This is a genomic window from Pelatocladus sp. BLCC-F211 (genome assembly GCF_041928655.1).
Classification (GTDB): domain Bacteria; phylum Cyanobacteriota; class Cyanobacteriia; order Cyanobacteriales; family Nostocaceae; genus Pelatocladus.
Genome location: NZ_JBHFLM010000129.1, coordinates 68,298 through 91,177, shown reverse-complemented (window position 1 = coordinate 91,177; position 22,880 = coordinate 68,298). Strand labels below are relative to the sequence as shown.

19 protein-coding genes are annotated in these 22,880 nt (G+C 40.2%); 9 read left to right on the top strand and 10 right to left on the bottom strand.

All coding sequences use genetic code 11. The annotated features are described in order from the left end of the window. The first annotated feature begins 115 nt into the window (after positions 1–115). Positions 116–2,680 (top strand): dynamin family protein, encoded by a 2,565-nt coding sequence (locus ACE1AT_RS16085; protein WP_374870016.1) that lies wholly within the window; start codon positions 116–118, stop codon positions 2,678–2,680. Between the two features lie 169 nt (positions 2,681–2,849). Further along, entirely contained in the window at positions 2,850–4,136 is a 1,287-nt protein-coding gene (locus tag ACE1AT_RS16080; protein ID WP_374870014.1) for a bifunctional folylpolyglutamate synthase/dihydrofolate synthase, read from the top strand. A gap of 33 nt (positions 4,137–4,169) precedes the next feature. Here the strand turns inward: ACE1AT_RS16080 and ACE1AT_RS16075 are convergent, their stop codons facing one another. Both ACE1AT_RS16075 and ACE1AT_RS16070 read right to left on the bottom strand, forming a co-directional pair. Next, on the bottom strand, positions 4,170–4,844 hold the full coding sequence (locus tag ACE1AT_RS16075) for a class I SAM-dependent methyltransferase (protein ID WP_374870012.1): 675 nt from the start codon (positions 4,842–4,844) through the stop codon (positions 4,170–4,172). Continuing rightward, positions 4,837–5,058 (bottom strand): helix-turn-helix transcriptional regulator, encoded by a 222-nt coding sequence (locus ACE1AT_RS16070; protein WP_096675529.1) that lies wholly within the window; start codon positions 5,056–5,058, stop codon positions 4,837–4,839. The genes ACE1AT_RS16075 and ACE1AT_RS16070 overlap by 8 nt, the downstream gene beginning before the upstream one ends. A gap of 156 nt (positions 5,059–5,214) precedes the next feature. Here ACE1AT_RS16070 and ACE1AT_RS16065 point away from each other — a divergent pair, with 156 nt between their 5' ends. After that, the gene (locus ACE1AT_RS16065) at positions 5,215–5,463 is read left to right on the top strand and encodes a hypothetical protein (RefSeq protein WP_374870010.1); all 249 of its coding nucleotides are present in this window, start codon (positions 5,215–5,217) and stop codon (positions 5,461–5,463) included. Positions 5,464–5,465: 2 nt separating this feature from the next. On the opposite strand, the gene ACE1AT_RS16060 is transcribed toward ACE1AT_RS16065, so the two are convergent. The 7 genes from ACE1AT_RS16060 to ACE1AT_RS16030 all read right to left on the bottom strand — a co-directional run bounded on the left by ACE1AT_RS16060 (position 5,466) and on the right by ACE1AT_RS16030 (position 12,361). Beyond that, positions 5,466–5,921 (bottom strand): GFA family protein, encoded by a 456-nt coding sequence (locus ACE1AT_RS16060; RefSeq protein ID WP_374870008.1) that lies wholly within the window; start codon positions 5,919–5,921, stop codon positions 5,466–5,468. 126 nt (positions 5,922–6,047) lie between these two features. Beyond that, positions 6,048–7,658: an NAD(P)H-quinone oxidoreductase subunit 4 gene (locus ACE1AT_RS16055; RefSeq protein ID WP_374870038.1), complete on the bottom strand. Its 1,611-nt coding sequence runs from the start codon at positions 7,656–7,658 to the stop codon at positions 6,048–6,050. A gap of 254 nt (positions 7,659–7,912) precedes the next feature. Beyond that, entirely contained in the window at positions 7,913–8,425 is a 513-nt protein-coding gene (locus ACE1AT_RS16050; protein WP_374870006.1) for a hypothetical protein, read from the bottom strand. A gap of 125 nt (positions 8,426–8,550) precedes the next feature. Then, the gene (thrB, locus tag ACE1AT_RS16045) at positions 8,551–9,513 is read right to left on the bottom strand and encodes a homoserine kinase (protein ID WP_374870004.1); all 963 of its coding nucleotides are present in this window, start codon (positions 9,511–9,513) and stop codon (positions 8,551–8,553) included. A gap of 388 nt (positions 9,514–9,901) precedes the next feature. Beyond that, positions 9,902–10,252, bottom strand: a complete 351-nt coding sequence (locus ACE1AT_RS16040; protein ID WP_016863491.1) for a DUF1257 domain-containing protein — start codon at positions 10,250–10,252, stop codon at positions 9,902–9,904. 146 nt (positions 10,253–10,398) lie between these two features. Next, positions 10,399–11,910 (bottom strand): AAA family ATPase, encoded by a 1,512-nt coding sequence (locus ACE1AT_RS16035; protein WP_374870002.1) that lies wholly within the window; start codon positions 11,908–11,910, stop codon positions 10,399–10,401. Between the two features lie 109 nt (positions 11,911–12,019). Continuing rightward, a complete protein-coding gene (locus tag ACE1AT_RS16030; RefSeq protein WP_017309228.1) occupies positions 12,020–12,361 on the bottom strand; it encodes a hypothetical protein in 342 nt (113 codons plus the stop codon). 219 nt (positions 12,362–12,580) lie between these two features. On the opposite strand from ACE1AT_RS16030, the gene ACE1AT_RS16025 reads away from it, so the two are divergent. The 4 genes from ACE1AT_RS16025 (at position 12,581) to ACE1AT_RS16010 (ending at position 18,508) form a co-directional block, all read left to right on the top strand. Beyond that, on the top strand, positions 12,581–13,141 hold the full coding sequence (locus tag ACE1AT_RS16025; protein ID WP_374870036.1) for a hypothetical protein: 561 nt from the start codon (positions 12,581–12,583) through the stop codon (positions 13,139–13,141). A gap of 149 nt (positions 13,142–13,290) precedes the next feature. Then, entirely contained in the window at positions 13,291–14,445 is a 1,155-nt protein-coding gene (locus ACE1AT_RS16020) for an NAD-dependent epimerase/dehydratase family protein (protein WP_374870000.1), read from the top strand. Positions 14,446–14,650: 205 nt separating this feature from the next. Then, the gene (locus ACE1AT_RS16015) at positions 14,651–15,784 is read left to right on the top strand and encodes a glycosyltransferase family 4 protein (RefSeq protein ID WP_374869998.1); all 1,134 of its coding nucleotides are present in this window, start codon (positions 14,651–14,653) and stop codon (positions 15,782–15,784) included. A gap of 165 nt (positions 15,785–15,949) precedes the next feature. Next, the gene (locus tag ACE1AT_RS16010; RefSeq protein WP_374869996.1) at positions 15,950–18,508 is read left to right on the top strand and encodes a GAF domain-containing protein; all 2,559 of its coding nucleotides are present in this window, start codon (positions 15,950–15,952) and stop codon (positions 18,506–18,508) included. A gap of 88 nt (positions 18,509–18,596) precedes the next feature. Here ACE1AT_RS16010 and ACE1AT_RS16005 read toward each other — a convergent pair whose 3' ends face one another. Further along, positions 18,597–18,866: a hypothetical protein gene (locus ACE1AT_RS16005; protein ID WP_374869994.1), complete on the bottom strand. Its 270-nt coding sequence runs from the start codon at positions 18,864–18,866 to the stop codon at positions 18,597–18,599. Between the two features lie 489 nt (positions 18,867–19,355). Between ACE1AT_RS16005 and purC the strand changes: the two genes are divergently transcribed. Together purC and ACE1AT_RS15995 are read left to right on the top strand one after the other, a co-directional pair. Further along, positions 19,356–20,093: a phosphoribosylaminoimidazolesuccinocarboxamide synthase gene (gene purC / locus ACE1AT_RS16000; protein ID WP_374869992.1), complete on the top strand. Its 738-nt coding sequence runs from the start codon at positions 19,356–19,358 to the stop codon at positions 20,091–20,093. A gap of 146 nt (positions 20,094–20,239) precedes the next feature. Next, positions 20,240–22,855 carry a BamA/TamA family outer membrane protein gene (locus tag ACE1AT_RS15995; RefSeq protein ID WP_374870034.1) on the top strand — a complete coding sequence of 872 codons (2,616 nt, stop codon included), beginning with the start codon at positions 20,240–20,242 and terminating at the stop codon, positions 22,853–22,855. The last annotated feature ends 25 nt before the right edge of the window (positions 22,856–22,880 follow it).

Genomic DNA, 22,880 nt, shown 5'->3' with positions numbered 1-22,880 from the left:
AAAATTACTTTGACTGAGTATTCATTTATCCTTAATGACTGTGTTCAGGTAATATTTTTGTTACCTGCGATTTCTGTTCATCTGTTAATGTGTAACTCTTGGGAAAATAAAATCTATGACTATCGCGAAGCAAATTCAAGAAATTATTACTCGACGCCAAGAACAAGCTAAAAATCTTGATACTGTTGTAGAACAATGGAAAAATATTAAAAGCTGCTTGCGAAGACTGGAATCTGAACAACAAACCCTCCTGAATAGTAATTCTGAAACTAACTCTAACGTTTCTGTACGTTTGAGAACAATTGACTTATCAAAAGTTAGACAAGAAATAGATCAAGAATTAAGAGAAATAGATATTCTCAAAAAACGCCTATCCCGTGAAACTCTAAATATTGGAGTAGTAGGAAAAATGCGTCAAGGTAAAAGTCGCTTATTACAAAGTATAACTGGATTAACTGATGAATATATTCCTACTAGTTCGGCAGGTGTTTGTACAAGAGTTTTAAGTAAAGTTTACCACGAAAATGACTTAGGCAAACTTAGAAATGAAGTTGAATTACATTCATATTCTTCCCTACAAAATATTCTTCATATGTATTTTGATAAACTTGGATTAGAAGGTTCAAGACCAACCGTTCCAGATGATTTAGAAGCTCGGATTTTTCCTCCTCAAATATCTCCAAACAAAGAAGAAGATGCAAATTCTAAACATTTATCTATACGTTTAAGAGGAGAATACTATGCCAAATTCAATGATTATAAGTCATTACTTAATAGTTCATCAGAATCAGAAGTTATTGCACCAAATCAAATCAGACAATATACTACTCAGATAACAGATAATAATGGCAAGATTACTAACAGTGAATATCTAGCTGTCAAAGAATTAAGAATACACTGTCAGTTTCCCGCTAAAAATGAATTAGGAAAAATCGGTGTCATCGATTTGCCAGGTTTAGGTGATAATGCCATATTAGATGTAGAGTTATTAATTAAAACCCTCAAGCAAGATGTTGATTTTATTCTTTTCGTTCGTAGACCAGACCCTATGGGTGATGACTGGAAAGATGAGGATAGACAAATGTATCAGGTAGCTCGTGATGCTCTAGGTAACTTTCCTATTAAGAAATGTTCTTTTATGGTTTTCAATAAAAATAAAGAACAAGAAAAGAAAGGTCAAGAAGCTTGTGAGCGTTTTCAAAGAAAGATGGAATCAGACAAAATTATTGAAGTTTCCGATTCCGTAATCGCAGACTGTGCTAACTCTGAAGAAGTTAAAGAAAAAATACTTATTCCAGTTTTAGGAGAATTGACTAAAAACATTGATGAAGTATGCAGACAATATTTGCGTTTCCATAGTCAACGACTAGAAAAACTTAAGAATGAGATTAATGATTTATTAAAACCTGCTATTAATGCTTTAGAAGGATATAGTCAACGAGGAGGTCAAACATTTAATGCTTGGTTTGAAGATAACCTTTGGAAACCTCTTAATGGTGAAATTTACAAAAAACGTGATGAACTCGGTGTCAAGCAAAATCAAACTGATCCAGATTTTGAAAACCAAGTAGAGAAAGTTTTAGAAGATTGTAAACAAGAGATAATTGTTCCTTCTGTAAAAGAGATTAAAGAATTTCGAGATGCATATGGAGATTCATATAAAATTTCCTACTACATGTGTATTAATGAGGTCAAAAAAAGACTGACGTCGGAGTTTGAAAAACTAGCAACAGCACTTGAGAATTCAGAGAGAAAATTACAACTATCAGTAGTCGATATATTATCTGAATACGCCAAATTAGAAAAGCTGGCAAATAATAAAGGGCTTGATTTTTTTGATGAAATTAAACAACATATTCCTGATAGTAATACCACAGAACAAATCCAAAAATCATTTGAGGAGATGAAAACATCTACCACTACATACAAAAAGATTATTTCAACTTGGATTCAGGAATATCTAAATTATCTCCAACCAGATAAACATCTTGATCCTCTATCTATTAATCAAATTCTGACAAACGAAGTTGGAGTAACGCTTAAACAAATTAATGAACTGAAAAACACTGCTTCTGAAATTAAAGATGAAGATGTTGAAAAAATTGAGAAAGAAATTGAGAATAAAATTGATAATTCTACGGAAGACCAATTGTCTGAGATTGGGGCTGCTATAATGACTTGGTTAGGCGTTCCGTTCCCTAACGAAATAAATAAGAAATTTTTGAGTTTATCTATTAAGACCATATCATCATTGATGCGACAATGGATTGATAAAAAAAATTCTCAGCCGAGCATCATCCAAGCCTCATCTTTGCCTGTAAATAAATCTCTAGAGGAAATTCGGCAAGAAGCAAATGAATATTTAGAAAAAATCCGACAAGAAATTTCATCCTTACGGGATAAAGTTGTTGACAAATGTGGAGAAGAACTGAAAAGTCGGCTCACTTTTCCGAATGAAGAGGCATACGCTAAATTTGACAAATTTGTCACTGTTGCAATTAAACATGAAAAAGCTCAGACAGGCTGGCGGGATTTTTATAGTGATGATAGCAATAAAGCTATTCTTTGGCCAGGAGCTGAGGATCGGATAAAAAATAAAGAAGCAGAAGAAAACTGGAAAAAATTAGTAAAGGATGCTATCGCAGCAATTAATCAAGAAGGGCTGCTACCACAAACATAAGTGTTACGCTTGACTTAAGCAAACAATAGTCAAAACTCTGATTTAAAGGTAGGGTCAATTCATGAATTGACCCTACAGGGTGTAGTTTTTCGTAAGTCCTAATATCTTACTTTTATGGAGAAGGTGTAAAATGTCAGGCTAACTACCAACCATCAACCTTTCAAAACTAGTGGATATAGACTCTTTATTAAAACCTTTCCAACATTTTGGTGTGCGGTTGGGACTTGAGTCCAGCCAAAAATTGTTGGCAAATCTTGGTAATCCCCATCATCGAGTTCCAGTAATTCATGTTGCTGGTACTAACGGCAAAGGTTCTGTTTGTGCCTATCTTTCTTCGGTGATTACAGAGGCGGGATATCGCACCGGACGCTACATATCTCCCCATTTAGTTGATTGGACAGAACGCATTTGTATTAACCAACAACCAATTTCTTCTAAGGAATTTTACGAATTATTGCTAGAAGTTAAAGCTGCTATCTTCCCAAATGATGATCTACCGACTCAGTTTGAGGTGATTACCGCAGCAGCTTGGTTATATTTTGCTCAACAAAAAGTTGATGTAGCGGTAGTAGAAGTTGGATTGGGAGGACGGTTGGATGCTACTAATGTCTGTGAAAAACCTCTTGTTACCATTATTACATCTATTAGTCGCGAACATTGGCAAATACTCGGCCCCACCGTTGCTGATATTGCTAGAGAAAAAGCGGGGATTCTCAAACCAGGATGTCCGGTGGTGATTGGCCCCTTACCACCTGATGCAGAACAAGTTGTGCGATCGCGTATTGCAGAACTAGAATGTCCTATATTTACACCAAAACCAGCAGATCAAATTGATCCAGAATGGGTAGAATATCAATCAGTTTTTGATTCCAAAAAAATCAAGTATCCCCTACCGCTACAGGGACAGATTCAGTTGACGAATTCAGCCATAGCTTTATGTGCTTTAGAAATTTTGCAACAAAATAATTGGCAAATTTCTGAGCAAGCCATTATTAATGGTATGGGCAAAACCAAGTGGCCAGGACGGATGCAATGGATGACTTGGAAGAATCATCAACTATTGCTTGATGGCGCTCATAACCCAGCTGCTGCTCAAGTTTTGCGAAATTATGTAGATGTTTTATTAAAGACTAGAGAAATTGATACCCAATCCAAAATAGGCGTGACTTGGGTGATGGGAATGCTTTCCACAAAAGACCATCAGGAAATTTTTCAAGCTTTACTCAGACCAAATGACCAGTTGTATTTAGTACCAGTACCTGACCATAGTTCAGCAAATCCTGATGAATTAGCAAAATTAGCTAATGAGATTTGTCCAGAGTTAAGTGTTTGTAATTGTTTTCCAGATGTAACATCTGCGCTAGAAGTAGCTTTTTCTTTGAAAGAAGATTTAGTCGTTTTATGTGGTTCGTTGTATTTAATTGGGGATTTTTTGAAACACTCAAAAATTAAATAGCTGTGAAATGGATATTTTTTATTTGGAAGTCCCTTATACCACAGCCGACTTTTCCCAAACTACTGAATAACGCCAAAACAAGTGTTTTCTTACTTTAGCTTTTTTCAATGTGTTTGTATATATTTGTTGTGCTTGCGATAGAGTAAGGTACTTGTCTGTACGAAGATGCTCTCTCATCGCTTCTGCTGCTTCTGGTGACTGTTGAATATGTCTATTTAGGGCTTGCTGAAGTAACCAGTTGAGTGGAACAGCAATCAAATCGCTCAACATGTCTTTTAGGTTTTCATGCTCTAACAAATCTAAAATTATTAGCCTACCACTAGGCTTTAAAGCAGTTTTCAGACTGGGGAGTAAGTTTTCTAGTGGTAGATGATGAACTGTAGCTATTGAAGCGATCGCATCAAATTGCTCGACTGGAAAATTCCACTGCAAAATATCAGCAACTTGAAAATCAATGTTGTGATAATTTCTTGAGCGTTGCTTGGCAACTTCAATCATATTCGGGGATAAGTCGATCGCAACAACTTTGTCTGTATATTGAGCCAGAAGACGTGAAAATTCACCAGTTCCGCAACCAATCTCAAGGACTGTTTTGCATTTTGCTGGTAACTGTTTGAGTAAAAAACGGTGATAGTGATTATTGTGATTCCACCCCTGTTGATCATGCAGAGCAATGCGATCAAAATCATTCCTAATTTTGTCAATCATTGCCAATCTTTTCCTCTTCAAATAAATCTGTAGGTTGGCAATCAAACAGTTCACAGAGTTTTGCAACTCTGACAAACATTTTTACACCTTCTCTACCCTTTTCCCAGTTCCGAACCGTAGACACATCAACGCCCAACCTTTCTGCGATTTGACGCTGTGTTAGGCCTTGTTCTTCTCGAAGTTTTGCGATTTTAGATACGTAGTTTTTTTCCATGTACTAATTCATAGCATTAATTTACCGTTAATAAAATCATATGAACTAATTGACATAAAAAGCAAGTTAACGCATACTAAATATAGAGAAAGCGGTTCCCGCCTGGACAGCAAACAACCGCTTCTCTACCCACAAGTATTCATGGTGAATTCCATTATGACATCAACAGCTCTTCAGCCTCAAGCGATCGCCCAACCTCAACTCCATTTTTGCCAAACACCAACAAGAGGTTGGGTGAATTTGGCTTACGCTCGTCAAATCCAGTTTCGCAAAATTCACATTCATATGTGTTGGCGGTTTGCTTGTCGCATCACTTGGAGTAATGGCGATCGCGAAACTTTTTTTGGAAAAGATGCAACTGCGATCGCTCAACAACTAGAGAAAATCACCCCAAAAAATAAATAAACTTATCCCAGGTGTTGTGTCCATTTTTCCCACAATGGATGCACATCTTGTGGCTGTCCTTCATAATTGAGCAGTTCGTCAGAAATTAATACCCAAGGCTGGGCGCTGCTTGTCCAAATGTTACCTACGGGACGTAACCAACTTGTATCATCTAAAGTTCCAGCTTTGACGTTGATTGTCTCTCGACTGTAAGCACGATCATGAAACAATCTTGTGCCGCAGTTATCGCAAAACAAACACTTCACCGCCCGTCCACTATCGGCTTCACGAGTCCAGGCTTTTGGTTGTCCTTGAACGACGACAACAGCATCTCTTGGGACTGTCAAAGACATACCAAAAGCACTAGATGATTGTTTTTGACATTCTTTGCAATGACATAAATAAAGAGTTAAGGGTTCAGCACGAATTTCATAACGAACTTGTCCACACTGACAACCTCCGGTATATGAAGCACTCACTACTTTCTCCTCTAAATTTCGATAGAGTATTTGCCTGTAAGGAATATAAACAACTGTGGGGGCGATCGCAAAATCACCCCCACTTTTTCTTTCTAAGCTTATTTAATAGCACCAGCCCTTGAAATATTAATCAGCAATATTAACCAAACTTGGAACTTGTGAATTTGCCAATGTTGGCGCGGTCATAATAGTTGAATATAAACTTGATGGCTGTTGTCTAGCGACTACAGGTAGAAACTGGCGAGCGTGGGCTGCAACTTCTACAGTCTTGACATCGTAGGTTTGGGTTGCCAATTTGGGATATAAGCCGATACCGATGATTGGAAGTAAAAGACAAGCAGTGATGAACAATTCGCGGGGTTTGACATCGGGTACTACTGCATCCAAATGTAATTCTGTATTCTGCTTACCGTAGAAGACTTGACGCAACATCGACAACAGATAAATTGGAGTCAGAATCACGCCTACAGCAGACAATAGTACAACTACAACTTTGAAACTGGAACTATAAACATCGCTGGTAGCAATACCCAGAAATACCATCAACTCACCCACAAAGCCGCTCATCCCTGGTAAGGCGAGGGAAGCCATTGCACCGGCGGTAAATAGAGCGAAGGTTCTAGGCATTAGTTTAGCAATACCACCCATTTGATCCATCATCAAAGTGTGGGTGCGTTCGTATGTGACACCAGAGAGGAAGAACAAGCTAGCAGCAATCAAACCGTGGGAAATCATTTGCAGTACAGCACCGCTCATACCTATTTCTGTATAGGAAGCGATACCAACTAGCACAAATCCCATGTGGGCGATAGAAGAGTAGGCTAAACGACGCTTGAGGTTAGTTTGAGCAAAAGCACAACAAGCACCGTAGATAATGTTGACTACACCTAAAACTGCTAGAACTGGAGCGAAGTAAACATGAGCATTGGTTAGCATCTCCATGTTGATGCGAATCAGTGCATAACCACCCATTTTTAACAACACACCAGCCAAAATCATCGAACCAGGTGCAGAAGCTTCACCGTGAGCATCAGGTAGCCAAGTGTGGAGAGGGAAAATTGGTAGTTTGACACCAAAGGCGATCAAGAAACCTGCGTAAACCAGTAATTCTAAAGCTCTAGGATATTGCTTGGCTCCCAAAGTTGCCATATCGAAGCTGACGGTATCGCCAGAGAAGGCCATTGCAAAAGCTGCTACCAAAATAAATATAGAAGCAAGGGCGGTATAGAGAATAAATTTAGTAGCTGCATAACGGCGCTTTTGTCCTCCCCAGATGGAAATCAATAGGTAGACGGGTACTAATTCGATTTCCCACATTAAGAAGAACAGCAGCAAATCTTGGGCGACAAATACGCCAAGTTGAGCGCTGTACAACGCCAACATCAAACCATAAAACAAACGCGGCTTGTTGGTTACTTTCCAAGCCGCGAAGATTGCGAGGGTGTTAATTAAGCCTGTCAGCAGTATTAAAGGCATTGATAATCCATCGACTGCAACAGACCAGTTTAAGCCTAATTGCGGAATCCAAGGATATTTTTCTATAAGTTGAAATGCTGAACTTTGAAAATCGTAACTCTGCCAAAAAGCAGAAATCATTAATCCAAAATCGGCGATCGCCACTCCCAGAGCATACCAACGGGCAGTTTTGCCTTCTTTATCTGGGATGAGCGGAATGGCTAAGGCAGCCACTAACGGCAAGGCAATTATGGTTGTTAACCAAGGAAATTGAGCAATCATCACTGACAATCGTTTTTCGTTTTTACTTTTAATTACATTATATTAAGCACTTAATAGTTTTGTAAACGATATTTATCCCTATAAACATTAAATCTTCAAAAATTTTAGTTATAAATACTCAAGATTTTTGTCAAAATCAGTCTCAATGTAAAGTTTTGCTAAATCAATAAAAAACGATGGCTCTAGCCACCGTTATAAATCTTAATATCATCTGTCTTAAGAATGATCTTTTCACTCAAAAAAATTTTTGCTATTCACACAATGCGGTTAACAATTGTCCAGACATCACCGTCAGAACGGACATAAGGAACCGAGATTGTCTTGAAGCCAGTAATAAACGGCTTGTAATAGACTTGCCAATACAACGGACTAAGTTCGTCAGCGCAAGCCTTGAGACTGCGTATTTCTGTCGCAAGTTCCGCCGCAAGTTCATTCATGCGTTCAGCATGAACCTGAGCAATCTTTCTTGCTTCCTCTAGTTGTTCCTCTAGAGAGAGTTGTTTTGCTTGTATTTGTCTTTGTTTTAACTGGGCTTGTTTTTGCATCAATTGAACTTCCAAAGCAGCGATCGCATCATCTATTCCCTTGAGTTCCGCCACCAATTGGGAATTTTCGCGAGCATAACGACGGTAAGCTTCCGCTATTGCTTGGGGTGAATCATTTTCTGGAAGTGTGACACTAACACTCAAACAAGCACGTTCCTCACGCAGAACTTCTATTTGAGAGCGAACTGCTGCAATTTCTGCGAGAATTTGCTCGGTAGTCATTTGTCATTGGTCCTTTGTCATTAGTTATTTGTTATTAGTAGACGCGAGGAACATCGCGTCTGTACAATCGTCCTTTGTCATTTATTTGTCAATTAACCTCTTCCTCAATGACCAATGACCAATGACTAATAAAAACTCCTTGCTCCTTGAGTATCAATTTTAAGCGATCGCACTGTGGGCGAAATTCCTTGTGATTGCCAAGCAGCTGACATCGCCGCCGCCACTGCTTCCGAATGACTTGTATCAGTTAATGCTAACAAAGTTGGGCCTGCACCACTAATCACCATACCGTAAGCGCCCGCAGCAATAGCAGCAGCATTAACCGCATCGTAACCTGGAATCAGTGCCTTTCGGTAAGGTTGATGTAACTTATCTTGCAAAGCAGCCCTTAACCAATCTCCGTTGCCAGTCTCCAAACCACGCAACAACAATCCTAAATGTGCCGTGTTAAAAATCGCATCTGCACGACTCACCTGAGTAGGTAACACCTGCCTAGCCTCTTTTGTAGAAAGCTCAAAATCCGGAATCGCTACTACAGGGACAATATTCTCACACCAAGGAACATCACAAATTACCCACTCTTGGCGTCTTAGTGGTTGATTTTCTACCCCCGTAGCCGCCAAACGACAACCACCCAACAACGCTGGTACTACATTATCTGGGTGTCCTTCCATGGCGATCGCCAACTCCATCAGCTGCGACTGACTCAAAGCTTCACCCGCCAAAACATTCGCACCAACCAAACCGCCAACAATCGCCGTTGCTGAACTACCCAAACCCCTCGCTAACGGCACACCCAACTTAATCTCAATTTCCACGGGTGGCGGAGTTTGCTCTAAGTGTTGATATAACTTTACAAACGCCTGATAGAGCAAATTACTCTCATCAGTTTGCATTTGTTCAGCCTCTGCACCAGTGACAGTTATCTTCACTTTTCCTACTTCCCCTTCCAAAAGGAAAGATGACTCCACGCGCATAAACTTAAACTCGTTGTACAGCGTTAAAGCCGCACCGATACAATCAAAACCCGGCCCCAAATTTGCGGTAGTTGCGGGGACGATAACAGATACAGAATCAACAGCAGCCATTGAAAAAAATTTAACTAATCAATCAACCAGCATCTCACGATTTTGGATTTCAGATTTTAGATTTTGGATTTGTAAGGCAATCACCAGGATAACGAATCTTACATCACCGAGATGCTATTTCCTATAACTCAGGCTTGAATAGAATTTGTAAACTCAGTAACTTTTTGGAAACTGGGTTTTGATTAAAACTAGCTACAATTTTTTATTAAAAAATGTTAAATTACAAATGTTGGATTAAAAATAGTAAACTAAGTCTATTCAACCAAAAATAGACAAAGCTGCTTATAAAAAACAACGACTGGAAGTGAATCCAGTCGGTGAAAAAAAGCGGGCTAACCGCTATTAACATGGTTAACCCGTGCAGCTTTGGGAACGCGCAGAGAAATTACTATTGCAATACCAACTTAACGTTGGCATTTTGCAAACCGCGTTGTTTAACTTCTGTCAAGGTCTTGTTAACAGCATATTTTTGGTTGATGGAGTTAATCAGTTCGGTCTGATTATGCTTTTTAGCAACACCCCACAGGTCTGCGATTAGATCAAAAGAACCATCGCTGTTGCGAGACCAACCGAGGTCATATTCGCCTTCCAATACTGCTACGATATCAGCACGAACACGCTGACCGTTGTAACCACGAACATCAGCTTCGGTTTTCACGCTAATACCGAGGTCGCGCAGGGATTGCTTGAGGATTTCAGCTTCGGTAATTTTGGTACGCAGAGTGCTAAAATGAGACATTTGGGTTTCCTCCAAAGAGAGTAGAGAAAAAGGACAACAGTTTAGTTTGTTTGAGAGTAAGCCGCGTTTTAGCAGAACGCGGTTTTTTTATTAACAGCTAGCTTTTATTGCTAGCTCTTCCCCCCTGCGTTCACAGGGGAAAGCTTTTAGAATTCCATTCGCTGATATTCAGCAATGGAAGATGCTGCGGGTCGCGCACGCTGTCTAGCCCAATCTCTGAGGGCTGTAACCTGTTCTTGCATCGTCCGAGACAACGGCAATGTCGCTTTCAGCGCAGCAATAATATCTAATTGAGTGAACTCACGATCTTGGGCGAAAGCTTCGTACATCGCCGCGACGATCGCCTGTTCAATTTCTGCTCCAGAGAAGCCATCTGACATTTTAGATAACTGTTCTAAGTCAAACCTAGAGATGTCTTTCCGGCGCTTATTAAGGTGGATCTTAAATATATCTTGTCGTTCTTCTGGTGTGGGCAGATCCACAAAGAAAATTTCATCAAAACGACCTTTCCTTAAAAATTCCCCTGGTAATCTTTCCACTCGGTTTGCAGTGGCCATGACAAATACTGGGGATTTTTTCTCTTGCATCCAGGTAAGGAAAGATCCAAATATTCTGCTAGAAGTACCACCATCAGAATCAGAAGACCCAGTACTACCAGCAAAGGATTTATCTAATTCATCGATAAATAATATTGCGGGGGAAATAGATTCGGCAGTCTTGAGGGCGTTACGTAAATTTGCTTCCGAACGTCCTACCATTGACCCATCATAGACTCGCCCCATATCTAACCGCAACAGTGGCAAACCCCAAAGTCGAGATGTGGTCTTAGCAATCAATGACTTACCGCAACCCGGAACACCGAGAATTAACATCCCTTTTGGTTGAGGCAAACCATATTCCCGCGCCCTTTCAGTAAAAGCATTGGAGCGCTGTGTTAACCACTTTTTCAATTCTTCTAAGCCACCGACAGAATCAATGGTTTCATCTTCTTCTATGTACTCTAGTATACCATTGCGTCGGATTAATTGTTTTTTCTCTGATAAAACTATATTAACTTCTTCTTCTGTTAAACGTCCAGTTGTGACCTGGGCTTTACGATATACTTTTTCAGCTTCGTCTTTAGTCAATCCTAAAGCAGCTCTGAGAAGTTTTTCTCGTGCTTCCGTTGGTAGCCGTCGCCCACGATTGTTATCTATGTGATGAGTTAATACTTTATTCAATTCACCCATATCTGGAAGCGCAAAGTCTAAAACAACAACTTCTTTTTCCAGTTCAATGGGTACCTGCTGCATCGGTGACATCAAGATGATGTTCTTTTGCGTGCCTTTAAAGCTGGCGATCGCATCCCGTAAAGACCTTGTTGTCGCAGGCGCATCTATAAAAGGATGTAAATCTTTAAGAATAAATATACCTGGTTCTCTTTGCCGGATAATCCAATCAATCGCCGCTTCTGGTGAAACAGTATTATGCTGACCTACATTCCGGGGTTGACCATATTCCACGATGCCGTGAGTTACTGTCCAAACGTACACTCGCCGTTGTGGTTTTGACGATTGAGCGATTGTAAAGATTGCCTGCTCAGCCCGCTCTTCCTCGGAGGTCACAAGGTAGATTAAAGGGTATTGAGCTTGAATGAGGATATTGAGCTCTTCTTTCATACATCGACCTACTTGAGACCTTTTACAGAAACCCTAGACATCGCAGATGGCAAAGATGGCAGAATTGTCAGTATTCATAACTGAATTATGTATTCGCAATTCTGAATATTTAGCAAGGAACTAACTCTTCCTCACCTTTTGGATGGGCTTGTTCTTCCATCTCTTCCACTGACAGATGTTCTTGACCAATTACGCCTGGTTGCTTGCCCATAGCAACCAACTCGCCATCCCGTACAACCAACGAGCTTTCACAATTAGGACAGGTGTAAACTCTATGAGTTTTTCCGTAGATAGCTACTTCTTCAACTAGCTCCGAATTTGCCAGGTAGAAAACGAGGGCGCGTTCGGCAAGATCCGACATTGGTGCTGAATCAATAGCTGAACGTATTTTCAGTTTTCTGTGTAATTCTGGCGATAAGTATAAAGTAACCTTTTGCTTATTAGCTTGCATAACTCTGTTAACGGTCTTACCCGGGTATGTATCTTACGATATCTACTCCTGTTTGGCTTGTCAAGACAGCAAGACGCTTTGACGTCACTTTTGTAATAATACTTTACAAGAAACTGAACACAAGTCTTTGCAGCATCACAGCCGCTAGTGGTAAAAAAACAACACAATCTCAAGAATATTTAGTGAGATACCGATCAGTTCCCTTTGATGACTAGATTGATGAAAGCTTTGACTACTAATGCTTCGGGTCTTCTATCTCCTGCCTCTCACTTCCAGAGAAACTTAAGATATTTTATTTACGCGATCGCTTTGTCTGTAATTCTAGGAAGCTGTACAACAACCACTGGTTTCAACATCTCTAATCAGACTTGGAAAATCTATAGTAATAACCGATATGGCTTTGAATTTCCCTATCCCAGCACCTGGAAATCTTTGCCATCAGACAACGGTGACGGCATTGTCTTTACTTCTCCAATAAATAACACTGTAGAGATTCGTAGTTGGGCAGGAATGCAACTGCCAGAAGGCATAATCTCAGAAAAAAACGCCAAAACATCAATAAATCCCAACTTTACTACAGCCCAAGGAGTATCTGGAGTACTGACGGTAGAAGTCGGACAACAAGAAGGTGTCATGACGTTGAAATTAGCCCAAGGACAGCTGAAATACTACTGGCAGGGAAAAGCACCCAGTCCAGAATTTGATAATTATTACCGCTTTTTTTATTACATAGCTAGTAGCTATAAAATTGGTCAAAAGTCAAGGGTCAATGGTCAATAGTCAATGGTCATTGGTAATTCTCCCCATCTTCCTTGTCCCCCTTGTCTCCCTTATCTCCCTTGTTCCCAATCCCCAATCCCCAATCTTCATGGTCTAGAGGTGACACAAACCTGGTAGATTTAGCTATCAGCGAGTAAAAACAGGTGAAAATGAAAGTCCTGGTTATTGGTGGCGATGGCTATTGCGGTTGGGCAACCGCGCTTTATCTTTCCAATCGAGGTTACGAAGTTGGTATTTTAGACAGCTTGGTGCGGCGGCACTGGGATAATGAATTGGGTGTGGAAACTCTAACCCCGATAGCACCAATTCAGCAACGCATTCAACGCTGGAAAGACTTAACTGGTAAATCCATCGATTTGTTTGTTGGTGATATCACCAATTACGAATTTCTTCAAAAAGCCCTACATAAATTTGAACCAAATGCGATCGTGCATTTTGGCGAACAGCGTTCCGCACCATTTTCGATGATTGATCGTGAACATGCCGTTATGACACAAGTCAATAACGTTGTGGGTACGCTGAATTTGCTGTACGCAATGAAAGAGGATTTCCCAGAATGCCATTTGGTAAAATTGGGAACCATGGGTGAATACGGTACACCGAACATAGATATAGAAGAAGGCTATATCACCATTGAACACAACGGGCGCAAAGACACCTTGCCTTATCCCAAACAACCTGGTTCAATGTACCACTTAAGCAAAGTCCACGACAGTCACAATATCCACTTTGCTTGTCGGATTTGGGGACTACGGGCAACAGACTTAAATCAAGGTGTAGTTTACGGTGTCCTCACAGAAGAAACCGGCATGGACGAACTGTTAATTAACCGCCTAGATTATGATGGTGTGTTTGGCACAGCACTAAACCGTTTCTGTATCCAGGCTGCAATTGGACACCCCCTAACTGTTTATGGTAAAGGTGGACAAACGCGGGGATTTTTGGATATTCGGGACACGGTGCGATGTATTGAACTGGCGATCGCTAACCCTGCACAACCTGGTGAATTGCGTGTGTTTAACCAATTTACCGAACAATTCAGCGTCGGCGACTTGGCATTGATGGTGAAAAAAGCCGGGAATGCAATGGGACTAAATGTAGAAGTTAATAACTTGGACAATCCCAGAGTCGAAAAAGAAGAACACTACTTTAACGCCAAAAATACTAAACTCTTGGATCTGGGTTTACAACCTCACTATCTCTCTGATTCTCTGCTTGATTCTCTGTTGAACTTTGCTGTCAAGTATCAAACCAGAGTAGATAAAAACCAAATTTTGCCAAAAGTCAGTTGGCATCGTAAATAGCAAAGCATTAATATGCGATCGCTAAACAGTTATCAGTTACCAGTTATCAGTTATCAATTAGTAGCTGTTCATTGGTAACTGATAACTGGTTTTTGGCTGCGTGGAATTGATTGTAGTAGATGAGACAGTATACGCTGTGAGTAATGCTGAAATTGTCCAGAAGCTGAGATTATCTGAACACCCTGCCTGTAGTGAATGATATTTTATGAGGATTGCTCTATTTACCGAAACCTTTCTGCCTAAGGTTGACGGCATTGTCACACGCCTACGTCATACTGTTGAACATTTACAACGCAGTGGTGACGAAGTACTCGTGGTTTGTCCCGAAGGTGGTATTACAGAATACAAAGAAGCCAGAATATATGGTGTCTCTGGTTTTCCGCTACCACTGTATCCAGAGTTAAAAATGGCACTGCCTCGACCAGCAATTGGTCACATTTTGGAACAGTTTCAGCCAGATATTATTCATGTGGTCAATCCAGCCGTTTTAGGAGTAGCTGGTATATTTTATAGCAAGGTGCTTAACATTCCTTTGGTGGCTTCTTATCATACCCACTTGCCTCAATATCTCCAACATTACGGTTTAGGAATGTTGGAAGGCTTCTTGTGGGAATTACTGAAAGCAGGTCACAATCAAGCAGCTTTAAATCTATGTACCTCGACAGCGATGATGGAGGAACTAACAACTCATGGCATTGAAAGAGTCAACTTGTGGCAACGGGGAGTAGACACAGAGACATTTCATCCGAGCTTAAATAGCGAGGAAATGCGATCGCGTCTATCGCAAAATCACCCAACTAGCCCTTTATTACTATACGTTGGGCGTCTTTCTGCGGAAAAAGAAATTGAGCGGATCAAACCCATACTAGAAGCTATCCCTGAAGCCAGACTAGCATTAGTAGGAGATGGTCCCCACCGCCAAGCCTTAGAAAAACACTTTGCCAATACAAACACCAACTTTGTGGGATATTTAGTTGGTAAAGAATTAGCATCGGCCTTTGCTAGCGCCGATGCTTTTATCTTTCCTTCCCGCACAGAAACATTAGGTTTAGTACTCCTAGAAGCAATGGCGGCTGGATGTCCTGTAGTTGCAGCCCGTTCTGGTGGCATTCCCGATATCGTAACGGATAGTGTCAATGGATACCTGTTTGCCCCAGATACAGGTGACGAGGGTGCGATCGCTGCTACGGTTCGCTTGTTAGAAATGAAACAAGAACGAGAATCGATTCGTCAAAATGCCCGTAGAGAAGCAGAACGCTGGGGATGGGCCGCTGCAACTCGTCAGTTGCAAGATTACTATCAAAAGGTAATTTATTCAGAATTACCGAAAGCAGCGTAATTTTAGGGATCGGGGATTGGGGAAAGGGGAAGACACACTAGATGTGGAGAGTGGGAGACGCGGTGACGCGGAGAGTATTTCATCTGTATTCCCCGTATCCCCTTGTCCTCTTGTCCCCTGCTTCCCGATCCCCTTTCCTCGATCACCGATCCCTACCATCAAATTATGTCACTTCTAAACACTGGTAGCGTTTTGGCTACATTAACTGAACTTACTCAAGTTAATCGCACTCACGCTTTACTACGTCGCGTTAAAGACCTTTCTGTTAATGAATTTGTTTGCTTACTAGACTTTATTACTGCGGAATTTCAGCAATTTCTGCGCGCAATTGAACTTATTAATAACGAAGCCCTAGAAACAATGCTGGAGAAAGTTCTAGAGGCAATTACATTAAAAATAGGTCAAATTCTCCAAGCTGAACACACTACTATTTTTTTAGTAGACCATGACAAAGGTCAACTTTGGACAAAACTTCCTCAAGATAATATTTATAAGCCTTTAGAAATTCGGATTCCAATTACTGTTGGTATTCCTGGTCATGTTGCTACTACAGGTGAATGTTTAAATATATCTGATACTACTTCCCACTCTCTCTTCAGCCCAGATTTAGAAAAACAAATGGGCTATAAGATTGATAATATTTTATGTATGCCTATTTTAAGCAGTAAAAATCAAGTTGTAGCAGTAGTACAACTAGCAAATAAAGCTGAAAATATTGCTTTTGACAGTGAAGATGAAGAACGGTTTCGGGATTTTGCTTCTGCTATAGGTATTATCTTAGAAAGTTGTCAATCTTTTTATGTAGCAGCACGTAATCAAAGGGGCGCAACAGCACTTTTGCGGGCTACTCAAACACTAGGACAAAGTCTAGACTTAGAAGCAACTTTGCAAATAGTGATGGAACAGGCACGAATTTTAATGCAAGCAGACCGCAGCACGCTATTTTTATATCGGAAAGAAATGGGAGAACTCTGGACAAAAATAGCAGCTGCGGATGGCAAACAAATGATGGAAATTCGTATTCCTGCTAATCGTGGAATTGTTGGCTATGTAGCTGCTACTGGTGAAGCACTAAATATTGCTGATGCTTATAAAGATCCCCGTTTTGACCCCACTACAGATAAAAAAACTGGGTATATAACCAGCAATATTTTATGTTTACCAGTATTTAATTCTGCAAATGAATTAATTGGTGTGACACAGTTAATTAATAAACAGCAAGGCAGTTTTAGTGCTTCGGATGAAGAATTTATGCGGGCTTTTAATATTCAAGCAGGAATTGCTTTGGAAAATGCCCGTTTATTTGAAAATGTACTATTAGAAAAACAATATCAAAAAGATATTCTTCAAAGTCTTTCAGATGCAGTAATTTCTACAGATATGGAAGGGAGCATTGTAACCATTAACGATGCAGCTTTAGAATTACTCGGTTGTCCCTTAAAAGATACAAATGCGAAAAATAATAAACTTGCTTGGGAACAAAATTTAATTGGTCGCTTAGTGTGGGAGGTTGTACCAATTGATAATTTACAAATGCGATTGGAAGACAGTTTAAAAACAGGTGCAAAACATTATGTACCGGAGCAAGGTTTGACGTTAGGATTATATTTAGATAATACAGAACAAGATATAAAAAATTACATTTTAGCAATCCGCGATCGCACTCAAACTGATCTTTTTATTCCCTGGAATCAACCCCTTACTCCCCAGTCGAAGTTTATTAGTGCTGAAATTGTTAACCAAATCGAACGTAGCATAAATTTAACTGTTAATCCTCTGACAAATCCAGAAGGAGGAGTGCGGGGTGGATTGGTAGTTTTAGAAGATATTAGTCGAGAAAAGCGGATGAAAAATACTATGTACCGCTACCTGACTCCTCGCGTTGCTGAACAAGTTATGGCATTGGGTGATGATGCTTTAATGGTGGGTGAACGTAAAGAAGTCACCATTTTGTTTTCAGATATCAGAGGTTACACCACTTTGACTGAAAATTTGGGTGCGGCTGAGGTGGTATCGTTGCTAAATCAGTATTTTGAAACAATGGTAGAGGCGGTATTTAACCACGAAGGTACTCTTGATAAGTTTATTGGCGATGCTTTGATGGCGGTGTTTGGTGCGCCACTCCCGCTTACGGAAAATCATGCTTGGAAAGCTGTACAAGCTGCTTTAGAAATGCGACAGCGATTAGAAGAATTTAACCGACGTCGGGTAATTCAAGAACAGCTAAAAATTCATATTGGTATTGGAATTAGTTCTGGGGAAGTAGTTTCTGGAAATATCGGTTCTCACAAACGCATGGATTACACAGTCATCGGTGATGGTGTAAATTTAAGCTCGCGTTTAGAAGCTATTACTAAAGAATATGGCTGTGATATCATTCTCAGTGAATTTACTTACCAATTGTGCCAGGATCGCATCTGGGTACGCGAGTTAGATAAAATTCGCGTCAAAGGTAAACATCAAGCTGTAAATATTTATGAATTAATAGGCGATCGCACTACAGACTTAGATGCTACAACTCAAGATTTTCTGTCTGATTATCATGCTGGACGTGAAGCTTATCTCAGCCGCGATTTTAAACGTGCGATCGCGTATTTTGAATCAGCAAAAAAAATCCGACCTTTAGATCAGACTGTAGATATTCATTTGAAACGCGCTCGTACTTACCTCAGACAAAATCTACCAAACTCTTGGGATGGAGTTTGGACAATGATGCATAAATAAGAAGAATAAGAAACACACGAAAAAGAACGAATAATTAATAACTCATGACCAATTACTAATTACCAATTACCAAGTTACCAATGAAGATTTAGTTTTCTGCTTGATTCCCGTCATCATCCATTCGGAAAGGGTTTTCGCCGATTCTTAACTGTTTTTTCGCCTGTTTCAAGCTTTTCCACAGACCTTTGATCTTTTCATAAGCCTCTTCAGAAGATATTTTACCAGCTGTCTCTAAATTGCAGATATAGCTGATTCTTTGGGCAAATTCTTGCAGATTCGCGTTAAATACTAAATTTTCTGGCTTCACTTGACCGTAGTAGCGACCACGAGGATATAGAAAATCATCTTTGTTAGGCATCTTTTGATCCAATTTTCACCTCCTTATTGTTTTTAATCCCAAACCGAAGAACTGACTATCCTGATATTTCTCTTAAAACTTGGAAACTATAAATCAGAAGGGTTAAGAAGTCTTTTTTTCTTACTCTCTAATCCTTACTAAGGTTAATTTTGTCAAAAATCTATTATTTAGTTTTGAGTAGGTTTACGGATTTTTCACAATTATTGTGAAACACTAATGCATTTAACTTTAATTACTAAGTCATCTGATGTTGTTTTAATTTATACATTTTAATTGTTAATTTTCTTTGGGAAAAATAGCTACTATTTCGGTAAAAAGCAAATAATAGACAATTTATGTTAAATTCCCACTATCATTCTATGCATCTATCTTTAAGTCAACAGTTTTACTTAAGTATTTTACTGATGACTAATAACGAAAAACAAAAGATAAAATGGTTAAGCCTAAACACATAGAAGCAAGCCATCGAACTGAAATTTACTTCCTACCATGACTGCCCAAACTAAGTTATACGAAGGCAAAGCCAAAATAATTTATCCTACGGATAACCCGGAAATTTTATTGGCTGTTTTTAAAGATGATGCCACAGCATTTAACGCTCAAAAACGCGGCAGTATTGAAAATAAGGGAAACATAAATAATATCATTTCTAGTAAAATATTTCAACAGCTAGAAGCTCGTGGTGTCAAGACCCACTTTATTGACAGTCCTGCTCCAAATCAAATGCGGATCAAGGCAGTAAAAATATTGCCATTGGAAGTAGTTGTCAGGAACATCGCCGCAGGTAGTCTTTGTCAACAAACAGGGTTAGCACTGGGTACTGTACTCAAAATGCCATTAGTGGAGTTTTATTATAAAAACGACGAATTGGGAGATCCATTGTTGACACGCGATCGCCTCCTGCTTCTGGAACTAGCAACTCTGGAACAAGTTGACAGTATAATCCATCTTGCATTGCAAATTAACGAATTTCTGAAAGAGTTTTTCCAGGGGTGTGGGATTACCTTAGTGGACTTCAAACTAGAATTTGGTTTGGATTCACAACAGCAGTTGCTATTAGCAGATGAAATTAGTCCCGATACCTGTCGTCTATGGGACATATCCGCAGGAGATGACCCCAATCGTCGTGTACTAGATAAAGACCGCTTTCGTCGGGATTTAGGGAATGTTGAGAATGCTTACCAGGAGGTTTTGAGAAGAGTGCTAGAAGCAGTGGAAAAAGGGTAATGAGAACTGTGATGAGTGGGCATTGGGCATTGGACATTGGGCATCGGGTATTGACCATTGACTATTGACCATTGACCAACAAAAATTTTTGACTAAAAGCTAAATCTCTATTTGATGGTGTGGAAGTGAAGAACAATCAGAATAAAATGCGCTTGTCTCCCGTATTGATGACCATGGTGGCGATCGCCACACCTTTAAGCGGTTCGCTTCATGCTAACGCGCAAACCGCAAATAATTCCAAAAAAACAGCAGATTTTTTCGTTCCAACAACAAATCAAGACCAAGAAGTTGTTGCGGAATTTCCAACTACTAATACAACAGAAGAGGTAACAATCCCAACTTCTATTATTCCAAATATTACACAAACTGCTGAAGATACAACAGCAACGGTAAAACCAGAGCAAGAAGAAGTTGTTGCGGTCTTTCCTGCGAAAAAGACGACAATAGACCTATCTAAATTAACTAACAATAGGTCAAAAAAAATACAGGAATCTCAAAAAACACAGCCAACAACACTAAGGACATCGACAGCAAACCAAAAAGTGTTTGTTAGCACTGTCGGCGCGTCAGCACTAAAAACAACACCAAAGAGCGTAACATCAACAACATCAAAAACTGCACAAAATTCTCCCACAGTTGTTCCTCAAAACACCCAACCACCAACTAACCAAAAACCACCAACTAACCAAAAACCGCCAACTAATCAACAACCACCAATTAACCAAAAACCGCCAACTAATCAACAACCGCCAACTAATCAACAACCACCAACTAATCAACAACCACCAATTAACCAAAAACCGCCAACTAATCAACAACCACCAACTAATCAACAACCACCAATCAACCAACAACCACCAACTAATCAACAACCACCAATCAACCAACAACCACCAACTAATCAACAACCAACAACAGAAGCAGAACCTCGCGTATTAGTGTCAGAGGTTGTGGTTAGAACAGAGGGCGGACAAGCGCTACCAGCAGAACAAGAAAACCAAGTTTACGGAGTAATTCGTACTCAACCAGGACGGACAACAACGCGATCGCAATTGCAAGAAGATATTAACTCTGTCTTTGCTACTGGTTTTTTCTCGAATGTGCAAGCAGTGCCAGAAGATACACCATTAGGGGTACGAGTCACATTTTTAGTTCAGTTGAACCCCGTTTTAAATCAAGTAAAAATTGACGCTAATCCTGGTACAAATGTAGCTTCTGTACTACCTCCAAACACTGTCAATCAAATCTTTAGTAGGCAGTATGGTAGAATTCTGAACCTACGTGAGTTGCAAGACAGTATTAAACAGTTACTCAAGGTATATCAAGATAAAGGATACGTATTAGCACAGGTGGTTGGATCTCCACAAGTATCTCCAGATGGAGTTGTCACTCTGAATGTAGCAGAAGGGGTAGTGGAAAATATTAATGTCCAATACCGCAATAAAGAAGGTCAGGAAACGGATAAAAATGGAAATCCGATCCGGGGGCGGACACAGCCGTATATTATTACACGCGAAATTCAATTGAAGCCCGGACAAGTATTCAACCGCAACGTCATCCAAAAAGATTTACAACGTGTATACAGTCTGGGGCTATTTGAAGATGTGAATGTTTCTCTCAACCCCGGTACTAACCCCAGCGAAGTCGATGTACAAGTTAATGTAGTTGAACGTAACAGTGGTTCCATCGCTGCCGGTGCAGGTATCAGTTCTGCTAGTGGCTTGTTTGGTACTATCAGCTATCAAGAGCAAAACCTCAACGGCAGAAACCAGAAACTAGGAGGCGAATTAGAGATTGGTCAACGGGAATTGCTATTTGATGTCCGGTTTACAGATCCTTGGATAGCTGGAGACCCATACCGAACTTCCTATACAACAAATCTTTTCCGTAGCCGTTCAATTTCGTTAATCTTTGAAGGGAAAGATGACAATGTTGAAACCTTTAAAAATAGTGAATCTACGGATGGAGATGTTCCTCGAATTTTACGTCTAGGTGGCGGTGTCAACTTTACCCGTCCTTTGTCTAAAAATCCCTACGAACGTGCAGAATGGACAGCTTCAGCTGGTGTACGGTATCAACGGGTATCCACTCGTGATTCTGATGGCGATATCAGAAAGAGAGGAACAGTATACAGAAATGATCGACCAACAGAGATCATTGACTTGACTGAATCTGGAACAGGTCAGGACGACTTGCTGACATTGCAACTAGCAGCAGTCCGGGACAAACGTGATAATGCTTTACAACCAACAAGGGGTTCCTTTTTCCGTTTGGGATTAGACCAATCCGTACCAATAGGTCTAGGTACCATTTTATCAAGCAAAATCAGAGGTAGCTATAGTTACTATCTGCCTGTAAAATTCGTTAGCTTTGGCAAAGGAGCACAAACTATTGCTTTTAACGTACAAGGAGGAACAATATTGGGTGATGTACCTCCTTACGAAGCTTTTACTCTGGGTGGAAGTAACTCGGTGCGAGGCTACGACGAAGGTCAATTAGCCAGTAGCAGTAGTTTCTTACAAGCCACTGTTGAGTATCGCTTCCCTGTATTCTCTGTAGTTAGCGGCGCCCTATTTTTTGATGCTGCTACTGATTTGGGGACAGAGACAAAAGTAGGAGATTTGTTGGATAAAAGCGGTACTGGCTACGGCTATGGCCTTGGTGTGCGGGTACAGTCTCCACTCGGTCCCATCCGCATTGACTATGGTATCAATGACGAAGGAGATAGCCGGATCAATTTTGGTATTGGGGAAAGGTTCTAATTTTGTCATTGGTCATTGATCATTT

Excerpts from the sequence above, each read along its gene's own strand:
- ACE1AT_RS16085 (WP_374870016.1), top strand. The coding sequence starts at position 116 with ATGACTATCGCGAAGCAAATTCAAGAAATTATTACTCGACGCCAAGAA.
- ACE1AT_RS16075 (WP_374870012.1), bottom strand. The coding sequence starts at position 4,844 with ATGATTGACAAAATTAGGAATGATTTTGATCGCATTGCTCTGCATGAT.
- ACE1AT_RS16070 (WP_096675529.1), bottom strand. The coding sequence starts at position 5,058 with ATGGAAAAAAACTACGTATCTAAAATCGCAAAACTTCGAGAAGAACAA.
- ACE1AT_RS16065 (WP_374870010.1), top strand. The coding sequence starts at position 5,215 with ATGACATCAACAGCTCTTCAGCCTCAAGCGATCGCCCAACCTCAACTC.
- ACE1AT_RS16055 (WP_374870038.1), bottom strand. The coding sequence starts at position 7,658 with ATGATTGCTCAATTTCCTTGGTTAACAACCATAATTGCCTTGCCGTTA.
- ACE1AT_RS16050 (WP_374870006.1), bottom strand. The coding sequence starts at position 8,425 with ATGACTACCGAGCAAATTCTCGCAGAAATTGCAGCAGTTCGCTCTCAA.
- thrB (WP_374870004.1), bottom strand. The coding sequence starts at position 9,513 with ATGGCTGCTGTTGATTCTGTATCTGTTATCGTCCCCGCAACTACCGCA.
- ACE1AT_RS16040 (WP_016863491.1), bottom strand. The coding sequence starts at position 10,252 with ATGTCTCATTTTAGCACTCTGCGTACCAAAATTACCGAAGCTGAAATC.
- ACE1AT_RS16035 (WP_374870002.1), bottom strand. The coding sequence starts at position 11,910 with ATGAAAGAAGAGCTCAATATCCTCATTCAAGCTCAATACCCTTTAATC.
- ACE1AT_RS16030 (WP_017309228.1), bottom strand. The coding sequence starts at position 12,361 with ATGCAAGCTAATAAGCAAAAGGTTACTTTATACTTATCGCCAGAATTA.
- ACE1AT_RS16025 (WP_374870036.1), top strand. The coding sequence starts at position 12,581 with ATGAAAGCTTTGACTACTAATGCTTCGGGTCTTCTATCTCCTGCCTCT.
- ACE1AT_RS16020 (WP_374870000.1), top strand. The coding sequence starts at position 13,291 with ATGAAAGTCCTGGTTATTGGTGGCGATGGCTATTGCGGTTGGGCAACC.
- ACE1AT_RS16015 (WP_374869998.1), top strand. The coding sequence starts at position 14,651 with ATGAGGATTGCTCTATTTACCGAAACCTTTCTGCCTAAGGTTGACGGC.
- ACE1AT_RS16010 (WP_374869996.1), top strand. The coding sequence starts at position 15,950 with ATGTCACTTCTAAACACTGGTAGCGTTTTGGCTACATTAACTGAACTT.
- ACE1AT_RS16005 (WP_374869994.1), bottom strand. The coding sequence starts at position 18,866 with ATGCCTAACAAAGATGATTTTCTATATCCTCGTGGTCGCTACTACGGT.
- purC (WP_374869992.1), top strand. The coding sequence starts at position 19,356 with ATGACTGCCCAAACTAAGTTATACGAAGGCAAAGCCAAAATAATTTAT.
- ACE1AT_RS15995 (WP_374870034.1), top strand. The coding sequence starts at position 20,240 with ATGCGCTTGTCTCCCGTATTGATGACCATGGTGGCGATCGCCACACCT.